Source organism: Cryobacterium sp. Y82 (genome assembly GCF_002929495.1).
Taxonomy (GTDB): Bacteria; Actinomycetota; Actinomycetes; order Actinomycetales; family Microbacteriaceae; genus Cryobacterium; species Cryobacterium serini.
In genome coordinates this window covers 1-12,727 of sequence record NZ_PJJJ01000020.1, presented here as the reverse complement: position 1 = coordinate 12,727, position 12,727 = coordinate 1, and the positions used below count along the sequence as shown (strand labels likewise).

Annotated in this window: 10 protein-coding genes and 2 pseudogenes; 11 read left to right on the top strand and 1 reads right to left on the bottom strand. The window is 62.6% G+C overall.

What is annotated here, in order from left to right; translation table 11 throughout:
* Positions 1 to 26: 26 nt before the first annotated feature.
* The 8 genes from CXY70_RS01585 (at position 27) to CXY70_RS01550 (ending at position 9,145) form a co-directional block, all read left to right on the top strand.
* Positions 27 to 980 carry an amino acid ABC transporter permease gene (locus CXY70_RS01585; protein WP_199183336.1) on the top strand — a complete coding sequence of 318 codons (954 nt, stop codon included), beginning with the start codon at positions 27 to 29 and terminating at the stop codon, positions 978 to 980.
* Positions 977 to 1,756 carry an amino acid ABC transporter ATP-binding protein gene (locus CXY70_RS01580; RefSeq protein ID WP_104190651.1) on the top strand — a complete coding sequence of 260 codons (780 nt, stop codon included), beginning with the start codon at positions 977 to 979 and terminating at the stop codon, positions 1,754 to 1,756. Before CXY70_RS01585 ends, CXY70_RS01580 begins: the two co-directional genes overlap by 4 nt.
* Positions 1,756 to 2,892, top strand: coding sequence for an FAD-dependent oxidoreductase (locus CXY70_RS01575; RefSeq protein WP_104190650.1), 1,137 nt, complete (start codon positions 1,756 to 1,758; stop codon positions 2,890 to 2,892). Before CXY70_RS01580 ends, CXY70_RS01575 begins: the two co-directional genes overlap by 1 nt.
* A gap of 131 nt (positions 2,893 to 3,023) precedes the next feature.
* Positions 3,024 to 4,214 (top strand): FAD-binding oxidoreductase, encoded by a 1,191-nt coding sequence (locus tag CXY70_RS01570; protein WP_104190649.1) that lies wholly within the window; start codon positions 3,024 to 3,026, stop codon positions 4,212 to 4,214.
* 55 nt (positions 4,215 to 4,269) lie between these two features.
* Positions 4,270 to 5,670, top strand: a complete 1,401-nt coding sequence (locus CXY70_RS01565) for a VOC family protein (protein WP_104190648.1) — start codon at positions 4,270 to 4,272, stop codon at positions 5,668 to 5,670.
* Positions 5,671 to 5,722: 52 nt separating this feature from the next.
* Positions 5,723 to 7,252 (top strand): aldehyde dehydrogenase family protein, encoded by a 1,530-nt coding sequence (locus CXY70_RS01560; RefSeq protein ID WP_104190647.1) that lies wholly within the window; start codon positions 5,723 to 5,725, stop codon positions 7,250 to 7,252.
* 108 nt (positions 7,253 to 7,360) lie between these two features.
* Positions 7,361 to 8,500, top strand: coding sequence for a Glu/Leu/Phe/Val dehydrogenase (locus tag CXY70_RS01555; protein ID WP_233205672.1), 1,140 nt, complete (start codon positions 7,361 to 7,363; stop codon positions 8,498 to 8,500).
* 51 nt (positions 8,501 to 8,551) lie between these two features.
* Entirely contained in the window at positions 8,552 to 9,145 is a 594-nt protein-coding gene (locus CXY70_RS01550; protein WP_104190646.1) for a short chain dehydrogenase, read from the top strand.
* Between the two features lie 78 nt (positions 9,146 to 9,223).
* On the opposite strand, the pseudogene CXY70_RS18130 reads toward CXY70_RS01550, so the two are convergent.
* Positions 9,224 to 9,472 (bottom strand): annotated as a pseudogene (locus CXY70_RS18130) (substrate-binding domain-containing protein); the annotation flags it as partial.
* A 1,160-nt stretch (positions 9,473 to 10,632) separates the two neighbouring features.
* Between CXY70_RS18130 and CXY70_RS01540 the strand changes: the two are divergent.
* From CXY70_RS01540 to CXY70_RS01530, 3 genes and pseudogenes are all read left to right on the top strand, one after another.
* The gene (locus CXY70_RS01540) at positions 10,633 to 11,280 is read left to right on the top strand and encodes a hypothetical protein (protein ID WP_146066024.1); all 648 of its coding nucleotides are present in this window, start codon (positions 10,633 to 10,635) and stop codon (positions 11,278 to 11,280) included.
* A gap of 239 nt (positions 11,281 to 11,519) precedes the next feature.
* Positions 11,520 to 11,825 carry a hypothetical protein gene (locus CXY70_RS01535; protein ID WP_104190644.1) on the top strand — a complete coding sequence of 102 codons (306 nt, stop codon included), beginning with the start codon at positions 11,520 to 11,522 and terminating at the stop codon, positions 11,823 to 11,825.
* A gap of 111 nt (positions 11,826 to 11,936) precedes the next feature.
* Positions 11,937 to 12,646 (top strand): annotated as a pseudogene (locus tag CXY70_RS01530) (IS3 family transposase); the annotation flags it as partial.
* Positions 12,647 to 12,727: the final 81 nt, after the last annotated feature.

The following is a 12,727-nucleotide window of genomic DNA, read 5'->3' as shown; positions in this document are numbered from 1 at the left end:
GTTTTTCCAGCCAATGAGGGTGATACATGTCGATCTCACTTGCAACGCCCAAGCCTGAGTCCCTGCGACGGTATCCGTACCGGAGTAAGGCAAGTATCATTTTCGGCGTCCTCATCACAATTTGTGCCATCGGCATGCTTCAATCGGTGATGCGGAATCCCAACTTCGGGTGGGATGTCGTGGCGCTTTACCTGACGGCGCCCGTCATTCTCAAGGGGATTCTGGTGACGCTGCAGCTCACTGTCGTCTGCATGGTGATCGGAATCGGAATCGGTATTGTTCTTGCCGCGATGGGGCAGAGCAATGCCATGCCGGTGCGTGCCGTGGCGGCGGCGTTCGTGTGGTTTTTTCGTGGGACTCCGCTCCTCATCCAGTTGATCTTTTGGTTCAACCTGTCAGCCTTGTTCCCCGACCTGTCGGTGAGTGTGCCGTTTGGCCCTGAGCTCTTCAGCATCGATCCGAACGCTCTCATTACGCCGTTCTTTGCCGCAGTGCTCGGGCTTTCTCTGAACGAGGGAGCGTACATGGCCGAGGTCATCCGCGGAGGATTGCTTGGAGTGGGAAAAGGACAAACCGAGGCTGCACAGGCACTGGGCATGAAGCCCCTCAAATTGATGATGGTCGTTGTGCTGCCCCAAGCGCTCAGGATCATCATTCCTCCGACCGGGAACCAAACCCTCGGCATGCTCAAGAACACTTCGTTGGTCAGTGTTCTCGCTGTTTCCGAACTTCTGCATAGCGCTCAGATCATTTACTCCCGCAATTACGAAACGATCCCGCTTCTCGTGGTCGCCTGCATCTGGTATTTGGTAATGACGACGCTGCTATCCGGGATTCAATTCCTGGTCGAGCGAAAGTTCAAGAAATCAGACCGGTCGTCCAGTCGACGCGGATTGATTCCGGAATCCGAGTCCGTCGACACGGGCCTTCTTCCACAGCCGACGGACGGACCGTCACTACAGACGAGGACTGCTTCATGAATCAGACGGTCGCATCGACACCGCTCATCAACGCCACGAAGATCGTCAAGCGCTTCGGAGACCACGTGGTGCTGAAGGGAATCGATTTCTCCGTCCGATCAGGGGAAGTTTCTTGCATCGTCGGTGCAAGTGGTTCCGGCAAATCCACCCTGCTGCGTTGTTTGAACGCCCTGGAAAAACTTACCTCGGGCGAAGTTTGGATTGACGACGAGATGATTGGCTGGCGAGCCACGAAGAACGGCTATGTCGAACTCTCGCCGGGTGCATTGGCACGTCAGCGCGCAAAAGTCGGCATGGTCTTTCAAGAGTTCAACCTCTTTCCGCACATGACGGCTCTTATGAACATTATGAAGGCACCGATGGCGGTCAAGAATGAACCACGAGCCGTTGTGGAGGAGCGGGCCCGCAGACTATTGGACCGTGTTGGTCTCAGCGATCACGCTAACCACTATCCTGCCCAGCTGTCGGGAGGCCAACAGCAGCGAATCGCCATCGCACGTGCCTTGGCCATGGAGCCCAAGGTCTTGCTCTTTGATGAACCGACCTCCGCTCTCGACCCGGAACTTGTGAATGAAGTGCTGACCGTTATGCAAGACCTTGCACAGGAGGGGATGACCATGGTCGTCGTCACCCACGAGATTGGATTCGCACGGGAGGTTGCTGATTCCCTGACATTCATGGATAAGGGTCAGGTCGTGGAATCCGGCAATCCCCGAGAGATGATTGCGGATCCTCAACACCGGCGTACGAAGGACTTTTTGAGCATGGTGCTCTGATGCAGCTCGATGGACAGGTTGCTGTCATCGGAGTGGGGTCCGTCGGCAGCATGGCCTTGTGGCGCACGGCCCTGCGCTCGCGTGATGTGGTCGGTTTTGAGGCCGCCCACTCGGCGTCCGACCGAACGGCCGTCGGAGGTGATACTCGGCTTTTTCGCCGGGCTTATCAGGAGGGCGCGAAATATTCAGGCCTCCTCGCCGAGTCGGAGAGACTGTTTCTCGAACTCAACGACTCTGGAGGGACCGCCTTTATTCCCTGCGGCGGGCTGTCCATCGGTGCACGCGGCGGGAGCTACATGTCTGCGCTGGGCGTAAGTATCCGCGAGACGGCAGCCGAGCATTCTGTTCTCGAACACGACGAGCTCGGGGCCCGGTATCCGCAGCATCAGCTCCTCCCGAATGATTTCGGAATCTTCGATCCGCACGCCGGCGCAATTCGAACAGACCAGGCCGTGCTGACTGCCGTCGAACTGGCCAAACAGGCCGGGGCTGTCGTGAAAAGTCATACCCGCATTCGATCGGTGGTGTCCCACAGGGACCACGTCGAGATTTCATCTGAATCTGAGCGATGGCATTTCGCCTCGGTGGTGATTGCGGGTGGGGCATGGTCATCCGACCTCTTGCCCGAGCGCGTGCGATTAGGAGTTTACGCAGCCCGGCTATCACTGAGTTGGTTCCTGGCCCGGGATGCGGCCGATTACCTGCCTGAGCGGTTTCCCATCTTCATTCGAGAGTCGGGCGGAGTGCACATCTATGGCGCACCGACGGTGGACGGGGCCACGGTCAAAGTCTCGGGCATGACACCCCACACGAGGATAGAGGATCCCGACCAGCTCGTACGAGATCTGTCCGATGTTGAGAATATGGCTGCGATAGACGCCGTCTCACGGTTCCTGCCTGGACTTCATCCTGCGCCAGTGCGGGCAGACAGCTACCCGGAGCTTTATTCACCTGACGACGCGCCGCTTGTCGGATGGGTCGACGAAATGCCCGGAGTTTATGTGGCGACGGGCTTTTCCGGGCGGGGCTTCAAGATCGCTCCCGGCGTTGGAGAAACTATCGCCCGCGAGATTCTAGGCGGAGCCCCCTCTCCGGAGCTGGCTTTTCTGAGTCCTCAACGGGCCTTGTCGCCATAGCTCCCAGGAAGGAAAGCGGGATTTCACCTCATCTCTAGATCTTTCTGGTTGCGTGTTATATATTATCGACAGTAGAAGAAATCGCTCCCCACGCGTACGGCGTCGGGAACCGCATAGACCAAGGGGCGCACATGGTAAATCAGGTTGTTTCGCTCGGGCTCCCTACCGGCACCACCCAGCCCGATCGGGCGGATGTGGTGATCATCGGAGGCGGCATCATGGGCACGAGCATCGCCTTCCATCTCGCCGAGGCCGGCGTGACGAACATTGTTCTGATCGAGCGCAGCGATCTGGGCACCGGCTCCTCGGCGAAGCCACTCGGCGGAGTGCGAGCAACGTTTTCCGATGCAGGCAACGTGATCCTCGGAAAGCGCAGCCTCACGGCCTACGAAGGATTCACCGAGAGATTCGGAACCGACATCGGCCTCCAGCAGGTGGGTTACCTGTTCCTCTGCCGCAGCGCGGGTGAAGTCGCCGACTGTGAACGCAGCACGGTGATTCAGAACGACCACGGTAGCAACAGTCGCATGATCTCCCCGGCCGAAGCCCGGGCGCACAATCCGCTCATCGCCCAAGACGCGCTGCTCGGTGCGTCGTTCTCTCCCCGGGACGGATTCGCCGAACCGACCAAGGTAGTCGAGGCGTACGCCGAGGCGGCGATCCGACTCGGCGTGACCATGCTCAGCCACACCGAGGTGCTCAACGTGGAGCGCACGGGCGATCGCATCGACGCCGTGGAAACGAACCGCGGCGTCATCGTGACCAGCGCCGTCATCTGCTGCGCCGGGGCCTGGTCGCGTGCGATCGGCGACATGGTGGGCGTGTCCTTGCCGGTGACTCCCGTTCGCCGCCAGATCGGCATGACCCGCCAGCGCGCAGAGCCCCTGCCGACGGTGCCGTTCACCCTCGACCTGTCGACCACCCTGTACTTCCATAACTACCGCAAGGGGCTGCTCCTCGGTATCTCCAACACCGAGCAGGAACCGGGCTTTGACCGTGATTTCTCGTACGAATGGTTGCCGGAATTCAACGCCGCGGCTCGCCTGTGCGCCCCCGAGCTGGTGAACCCCGACCTCGAGTTCGGCTGGGCCGGCCTCTACGAGAACACTCCCGACCACAACGCCCTCATCGGTGCCTCCGACGAGGTGCCCGGATTCTTCTACGCCACCGGCTTCTCCGGCCACGGCTTTCTGCAGGGGCCGGCCGTGGGGGAACTCATGCGGGATCTCTACCTCGGCCAGGAATCATTCATGGACCCGACAGCCTTCAGCGCGGACCGGTTCAGCCTGGCGCAGCAACTGCACGAGGTTCACATCATCTAATGAACGCCGCGAACCGACCGACCCGAACCGAATCTGCACCGAAAGGACCCGTGTCATGACCTTCCTGGAACCGTGGGAACTCCGAGCGGAGTTTGCTCGTCGGCTGTCGGAGCTGTACGGCAACGAAGTGCCGGCCTATAACACGCTCGTGGACGTCTCTGCCGACGTGAACCGTGATTTTCTGCAGGAGCACGGCGCCGACGCCGAGCGACTCGGCAGCATCTCCCGCGTCACCGCCGAACGGCACGGGGCGATCCGTCTGGGCTCGCCCCGGGAGATGCGGCAGGTCACACGCATCTTCGCGGCGTTCGGCATGTATCCGGTCGGGTTCTACGATCTCCGGGATGCCTCGTCGAGCGCCGTCCCCGTGGTCGCGACCGCCTTCCGTCCGCTGGATTCCGAAGAACTCGCACGCAATCCGTTTCGGGTGTTCACCTCAATGCTCGCGGCCCAGGACCCGCGCTTTTTCACCCCGGAGCTCCAGCACCGACTGGCCGACTTCCTGGATGCCCGGGAGCTGTTCAGCCCGCAGCTTCTGGAGCTGGCCGACTCCGCCACGGCGCAGGCCGGGTTGCCGACAGCGGATGCCGCGCGCTTGCTCGACCTCGCCACGCAGGCGTTCTCGTTGTCGACGGAACCGGTGGACTACGAGTGGTACCAGACCCTCGAGGCCATTTCGGCGGTGGCCGCGGACATCGGCGGCGTCACAAGCACACACATCAACCACCTCACGCCGCGAGTGCTCGACATCGACGACCTGTACCGGCGCATGCAGGCGCTCGGCATCGAGATGATCAGCGAGATTCAGGGCCCGCCCGCGTGGGAGGGCCCCGACGTGCTGCTGCGGCAGACGTCTTTCCGGGCGCTGGCGGAGACCCGCAGCTTCCGGCAGTCGGACGGCAGCGTGCGCGAGGGGCACCTGCGCGTGCGCTTCGGAGAGGTGGAGGCTCGGGGACTGGCTCTCACCCCGGCCGGTCGCGACCTCTACGACCGTCTCGTCGCCGAGGTCGACGAGTTGCTGGCCGCCGCGCCGGGCACCGCCACCCGGGTCGAGGTCGCCCGCGAGGTCTGGCGGCGTGGCCTGCCGGTCACGGAGCTGGAGCTCGCCCGGCGGGGCCTCGCGTTCTTCACCTTCCAGATGGATGATGCGGCGCTGCTCGCGCATCCGCTCGCCGCCGCGGTGACCCTCGCAGAGCTGATCGATTCGGGGATCGCCGTTCCGCTTCCGATCGTGTACGAGGACTTCCTGCCCCGCTCGGCGGCTGGCATCTTCCAGTCCAATCTAACCGACCAAGGCACGAAGGACGAGGCCCAGACCGGCACCGACTTCGATATCGAGCGGATGTCCGAGATCGTCGGCACGACCGTGCTCGACCCGAACACGCTCTACGGACGCCAGCAACAGGCGTCGATCGACCGTTTGGCGGCCGAGCTCCACGTCGTCATCGAACGCTAACGCGCGCACACACTTTCATTCCACCGCACCGACCAGTAAAGGACACCCGCACATGCCACAGTCAACACTTCCCGGATCAGCCGTCATCACCGCCGTCGAAGCGGCTCTCGAGGCCTGCGGGGTCGATCTGGCCACTCTCGGCGGATCGCACGAAGCACGCTCCTGCCTCAACGGCGAGGTGCTGGTCACCTTGCCCCTCGCGACGGAGGCCGACATCAGCGCGGCCATCGGCGAGGCGCAGGAGGCCTACCTGGCCTGGCGCGATGTGCCCGCACCCGTGCGTGGCAACCTGGTGAAGCGGTGGGCGGAACTGCTGCAGCTGCACAAGGCCGATCTCGCCACCATCGTGACAGCCGAGGCCGGCAAAGTCACCTCGGAGGCCCTCGGCGAGGTGCAGGAAATGATCGACATCTGCGACTTCGCGGTCGGCCAGTCCCGCCAGCTCTACGGCAAGACGATGCCGTCGGAGCGTCCGGGGCACCGTCTGATGGAGACGTGGCATCCGCTCGGCGTGGTGGGCGTCATCTCGGCATTCAACTTTCCGGTTGCCGTGTATTCCTGGAACACGGCCCTGGCCCTGATCTGCGGTGACACCGTGGTGTGGAAGCCCTCCGAGATGACGACCCTCAGCGCCCTCGCCGCGCACACCCTGTTGGCTCGCGCGGTGGCCGATGTGGGCGCGCCCACGAACGTGCACAAGCTGCTGATCGCCGACCGGGCCGGCGGCGAGCAGCTCGTCGACGACCCCCGCGTGGCCCTCATCTCGGCGACCGGCTCCGTGCGCATGGGCCGTGAGGTGGGCCCCCGCGTGGCGCAGCGGTTCGGGCGCGCCCTGCTGGAGCTCGGCGGAAACAACGCCGCCATCGTGACGGCGTCTGCCGACCTCGACCTGGCCCTGCGCGGCATCGTGTTCGCCGCCGTGGGCACGGCGGGCCAGCGCTGCACGTCGATGCGGCGCCTGATCGTGCACGAATCCGTGGTGGGAGCCCTCACCGAGAAGCTTGTTGCCGCCTATGGCACCCTACGTATCGGCAGCCCGATGGCGGCGGACACGCTGGTGGGTCCGATCATCAACGAGGGGAGCTTCAACGCCATGCAGGCCGCGCTCGCGGCGGCCGCACAGCAGGGCGGAACGGTTCTCTGCGGCGGTACCCGAGTGCTGGAAGACGAGTTTCCGGGCGCCTACTATGTAGAACCCGCGATCGTGAGGATGCCCGGCCAAACGGACATCGTTCAGCACGAGACCTTCGCTCCCATCCTCTTTGTGATGACCTACACAACCTTGGAGGAGGCGCTCGCCCTGCAGAACGGCGTGCCGCAGGGTCTGTCCTCGGCCATCTTCACCAACGACCTGATCGAGGCCGAGCACTTCCTCTCCGTGGGCGGGTCGGACTGCGGAATCGCCAACGTCAACATCGGCACCTCGGGTGCGGAGATCGGCGGCGCATTCGGCGGGGAAAAGGAGACCGGTGGAGGTCGCGAGTCCGGTTCCGATTCGTGGAAGGCGTACATGCGTCAAGCCACGAACACCGTCAACTACTCCGGTTTGCTTCCGCTCGCCCAGGGCGTGAAGTTCCTCTAGGCGGCGCTGTATCACCTGCAATGCCGGCATCATCCGCCTCGAAGTCGGGGCCCCGCAATTCATTGCTCAGCTGTATATCGGCGTCGCCGGTAAGAAGGAGAAGTTGCTGTGTCCACAATCTTTGACGCGATGGATGAATGGGGTCCCGAGAAGGTTGTGGTGGTCAGTGACACCAAGACCGGCATGAAGGGGGTGTTGGTGATCGACAACACGTCGCGCGGCATCGGAAAGGGCGGCACGCGCATGCAGCCCACGGTGAGCGTGGGGGAGATCTCACGGCTGGCGCGGGTGATGACGTGGAAATGGGCGGCTGTCGACCTGTTCTTCGGCGGCGCGAAGGCCGGCATCCGCGCGGATCCGCATTCCCCCTATAAGGAGGAGATCCTGCGGGCCTTCGTGCGGGCGCTCCGCAATGAGGTGCCCCAGGAATACGTCTACGGGCTGGACATGGGGCTGACCGAGAACGACGCGGCCATCATCAACGACGAGCTGGGGGATAGAGGAGCCGCGGTGGGCACGCCGTTCGACCTGGGCGGCATTCCGTACGACCAGCTCGGGGTGACCGGGTTCGGAGTGGCCGAGGTGGTGGACGAGGCGGCTGCGAGTCTCGGGCTCGTGGGCAGGCGCGTCGCGATTCAAGGCTTCGGGGCGGTCGGCCATGCCACGGCCGAACGACTCCACGCCCTCGGCTACACGGTGGTGGCCATCAGTACCGCCCACGGCGCCATTCACGACCCAGCCGGGCTGGACATTCCGGTGTTGTTGCGATTGCGCGCGGAGGTGGGGGATTCGCTCGTGGCACACCTCCCGCAGCTGGCCATTGAGACCGGCACCGAACTCTTCGTCGATGCCGACATCGTGGTGCCGGCGGCATTGCAGGACGTACTGACCGAGTCCAACGTGTCACGGGTGCGGGGCGCGCTGCTCGTGGAGGGCGCGAACCTTCCGACGAATGCGGGTGCACAGCAAATGTTGCGGCGAGCCGGTGTCACGGTGGTGCCGGACTTCATTGCGAATGCAGGCGGGGTAGTGAGCGCTGCGTTCGCCATGGATGCCCGCTATTCAGCGTTTCGGCCGCAGACCGAGCAGATCTTCACGACCGTGTCGGCGAAGCTGAGGGCCAACACGCTGACCGTATTGGACGAGGCCGCCCGCCAGGACCTCACCACGCACGAGGCTGCCACCAAGTTGGCGCAGACCCGGGTGCGTGCCGCGATGGACCTGCGCGGCAAACGGCTGCCTTTCTAAAGTGCACCATGAATCAATGATGAGACCGGTTATCGGGAACAGGACATCACTATGAAGATCATCGTCATCGGGGCCAGCGGTCACGTCGGATCCGCGGTTGTGGGTGCCTTCCAGGGGCGACACGAGGTCGTGACGGCGTCCCGCTCCACCGAGCCCCCGCTCGACGTGACCGATCCGGAATCGATGGCAGGCTTCTTCACTGCAATCGGACAGGTGGATGCGATCGTCTCCTGCGTTGGCTCCGTCCCGTTCAAGCCACTCGGTGAACTGGGACGTGACGACTACGTCGCGGCGTTCACCGGCAAGGTCTTGAGTCAGCTGGACCTGGTGCGCCTCGGCACGCCATACCTGCGCGACGGCGGGTCGATCACCCTGACAACCGGCATCCTGGCTCGGGAGCCGATCCTGACCGGTGCCGCCGCGGCGATGGCCAACGGGGCCGTGGAGTCGTTTGTCATCTCGGCCGCCACCGAGCTGCCACGGGGCATACGCTTGAATACCGTGAGCCCAACGGTGTTGCTGGAGGCGACCGGTTACCATTCTTCGTTCCCGGGTTTCGTGCCCGTGGCCGGGGCGATCGTGGCGCAGTCCTACGCGAAGTCCGTCGAGGGCACCCAGACCGGTCGGATCTTCAGAATCGACTAGGTCTGCAGGGTACGGTCCGCCACCCGGGTCGTCATCGGAGGACAGCGGCTGCACCTGCTGGAAGGCGCTGCTTTCGCGCACGCACAGCGTAGGCACGAGCCGCACGGACTCTGCGGTTTCGCCGTAAATCACGGCAAGGAGCATCTGCACGGCGGTGCGTCCGATTTCGCTCACAGGAGATCGCTCGGACGACAGGCTGGAGGGCAGTTGGGTGGCGAGGGAGGTGTCGTTGAAGCCCACGATGGCCAGGTCTCGACCGACGAGCAGGCCGTGTGCGGTGGCGGCTCCCACGGCGCCGATGGTCGCGAAGTCGTTCGCGGCGGAGATGGCACTGGGCCGGTGGTCCTCGTCACTTCAGGACCAAGATAAAATTGCCAAACGACGTTTGTCTCGAGGCGGTGCGCGGGCAAGACAATGCGAGACTTGACGCACACATGTTTATTCACCGTTTATTGCGCAAAGACTCGCCGAGACGGGCCGAGGTGTTGAGATAATGGTGACAGCATCTCACGCAAGAAGCTCCTGATCAGATCGAGATAAGCCGAGTTCAGTCGAGCTTAGACTTCGTACCAAGTCTCGGCTCCAAGGCCCCGGCGCAAACCGTCGGTCCCGGGTTCAAGTCCCGGCCGCCCTACTGTAATTTAGATTTGATCAGGGATTGCATTTTGCAAAAGTCATTGTAATTCGACTATAGGAACATCGGTCCCGGGTTCAAATCGCGAGAGTCTCGTCAAATCAGCATCTGATCAGGCTTTCAGTTCGCCTGCTCAGGGGTCAAAATCGCAAGATCCGGCTTAGGTCCTGGATTCGAGTCTCAGCACTTATTGTGGGATAGACACCTGATCAGGCTATTTTCTTCGTCAGCAGTGCGGCGAGATTTGATGCGGTCAACGTTTATCCAACGTTTATTCTGAAAAGCTGCTTATTGTGGGCGTTTACGCGAAAGGTGCTCGATCCATTTCGAGTGGCCGCGAGCGACCTCGATCGTCCTCGGTTGTGGGGACCAAGCGCCTCCGCGAGTTCGGTACTGACGTGGACGCACGACGGGCGAGTCGGTCGATACTTAGGCGGCATGCTCAGGTGCGTGAGCTCATGCGGGTCGTGCGCAGTAAAGGAGTGAACATGGCTGGACGACCACGACTGCCGATCAACACGTTCGGCTCGATTTGGACAACCGCATTTGGCAGCAGGCGGTACCGGGCGCAGACGCGCTTCCGTAATGGGGACGGCCGACGTCGGCAAGTCACCGCGATCGGTTCCAGCCGCAACGCGGCGCAGATTCAACGACTTGTGGTTTGATCAACAACGTGCGCCATTCCGTTTCGAACCGACACCATCCGAGCCCCGTCGCATGGTTGTCCCTCGCGGTGTGCGGCACGCTCACTGGTTGCGCGGGAGCAGTCCCGGCGTTGGACGCGGTGTCACAAGTGTCGGCGCGCAACGCAGTCGCTGACGTCTCTCGGGGTCTCTACCGTGAGGGGACGGACGTGATCGATGACTATGCCCGCTGGGCTGACACCGACACCGAGAAATCGACCGTAGTCGAGTTGATCGGCTACGAACCATATCCCGGCGCGATCCACGGCGAACCAGTTGGAGCGCTGCAGTTTCGTGCGACGATGCAGCCCACCCCGAACGAAGGGCCGCACGTCGCTTGCTTTGAGTCGCAGTTTGATTTCTGGGGCGTCGCGACCGAGGAGCCCGGCGAATGGAGCGACGACACAGCGGTCGCCCACGACATCGCTTGCCCGCCGGACGCAAAGCGCATCCCCCCTCCGGTCGATACCCGCTTGGTTGACGTTGTTCCCGACGGAGCGGAGGCTCTCGTCGTCGAGGTGCTGACAAACGCGCCGTCCGCGGCATCCGCTGACGACATAGTCGCCGAGATCGTCAAGCGGATGCCGCAGCCGACCGGTGAGCGTGAGGTCGCGTTCGATCCCGAGGTGACGGTAGTCGACGGCGACGGCGACATCGGCTTCGCGATGGGCGATGGGGACGACTGCCTGCTCGTGAAACGAGACGTTGACGGCGTGCAGGTGTTGCAGGTGCCCAAGATTCTGCTTCAGCCCGGAGAGTTCGGGTGCGCAGCCGGCACGGCGCTCCAGCCGGGCGACCAGCTACGGTCCCCCCACTGACCCAGAATCTGGGCGCTCGGCAATCGGCCCGAGTGGCCGCGGATCCGTCGCGCAGGGGGTTCCGCTGTGGAAATGGATCAAGGCCGGTCTTGGACTACGCACGGAGCGGATGAGCCTACGGCCGAGCGGTGTGGGACCATGCAGTCATGAGGATAGCCGCAGCAGCTCGAGTCTTAACCGTTGTTGCGATTGCCTTGTCCATTAGCGGGTGTAAGGCGGTGCTTGAGCCTCGGTCGACTATGGGGGTCGATGATGTGGTGGCTGCTTTCACAGCGCAGACTGATCTCCCCGTGACGAATCCACGCGACATTACCGCCGACGCGTGTGCCACAAACGACGCCTGCATAGCGGCGGTACGGTCAGAAGAAATTTCGATTTACCGTTTTGAGTCGCCGAACGAAGCGAAGAAATTCGGGGAAACCCTTGGGGAGAACGGCCATCAATCCGACTGGATTATCTTGGAATATCCAGGAGCCAAATTCGATACCGATCCCACTAAATCGTCTTATGCCGGCCTTATCGACTCCATGTGGACGAGCGACTGATGACAACCAGCGAGTCAATCACCGGGACGTAGCAGGTCCGTATGACCTGCCGCGGATATCTCGGACAGTGGGCCCTCTTAAAATGAGGGATCACTGAAAGTAGAGTTCAGCATGACCGCAGCGCGGAGAAAATTTACCCAGGAGTTCAAGGACGAGCTGTGCCGCGAGGTGATCAAAACCTCGAAGCCGATCAAGGACGTCGCCACCGCATACGGCGTCGGCCCCGAGACTCTCCGGAACTGGCTCAACAAATACCGCGAGGCCAACGGCGGTACCGAAGCCGACTTGACCGTGTCGGAACGGGCCCGTTTGAAGGAACTCGAGCGGGAAGTTCAAGAGCTGCGAGCGGAAACCGCATTCTTGAAAAAAGCCAGCGCTTACTTCGCGCGGGAGCAGCGGTAGTGAGCAAGTACGAGTACATCGACTCCCAAAAATCTGAGCTCACCAACCGGGATTCGGTGGTGAAAATGTGCCTCTGGCTGGCCGTCTCCACGTCCGGTTTCTACCACTGGTCGGTCCGGCCGCAGTCCGCGACCTCTGCCCGCCGAGAAGCCCTGATCGCCCGGATACAACACTTCTTCGAGGAGTCCGATGGGACCTACGGGTACCGCCGAATCCACGCCGATCTCGCCGCGGAACAGACTGGGTGCTCGCCCGAGCTGGTGCGGCAACTCATGCGCCAGATCGGCCTCGTCGCCTGCCGACCACGGCCCTTTCGCATCACGACCGAAGCTGATGCCGAGGCGGCCGCGAACATGCCCGACCTCGTCAAACGCGACTTCACCGCCGACCGTCCCGGAGTGAAGTTCGTCGGCGACATCTAATGCCGACGTCGGCATTAGATGTCCTATGCCGACCTTGGGGCTATGCCGATGTTGGTTGTAATGGTGCTGGTCAGATTT

Coding starts and splice junctions, on each gene's coding strand:
- CXY70_RS01565 (WP_104190648.1), top strand. CDS start 4,270: ATGACCTTCCTGGAACCGTGGGAACTCCGAGCGGAGTTTGCTCGTCGG.
- CXY70_RS01560 (WP_104190647.1), top strand. CDS start 5,723: ATGCCACAGTCAACACTTCCCGGATCAGCCGTCATCACCGCCGTCGAA.
- CXY70_RS01585 (WP_199183336.1), top strand. CDS start 27: ATGTCGATCTCACTTGCAACGCCCAAGCCTGAGTCCCTGCGACGGTAT.
- CXY70_RS01580 (WP_104190651.1), top strand. CDS start 977: ATGAATCAGACGGTCGCATCGACACCGCTCATCAACGCCACGAAGATC.
- CXY70_RS01570 (WP_104190649.1), top strand. CDS start 3,024: ATGGTAAATCAGGTTGTTTCGCTCGGGCTCCCTACCGGCACCACCCAG.
- CXY70_RS01575 (WP_104190650.1), top strand. CDS start 1,756: ATGCAGCTCGATGGACAGGTTGCTGTCATCGGAGTGGGGTCCGTCGGC.
- CXY70_RS01550 (WP_104190646.1), top strand. CDS start 8,552: ATGAAGATCATCGTCATCGGGGCCAGCGGTCACGTCGGATCCGCGGTT.
- CXY70_RS01535 (WP_104190644.1), top strand. CDS start 11,520: ATGGGGGTCGATGATGTGGTGGCTGCTTTCACAGCGCAGACTGATCTC.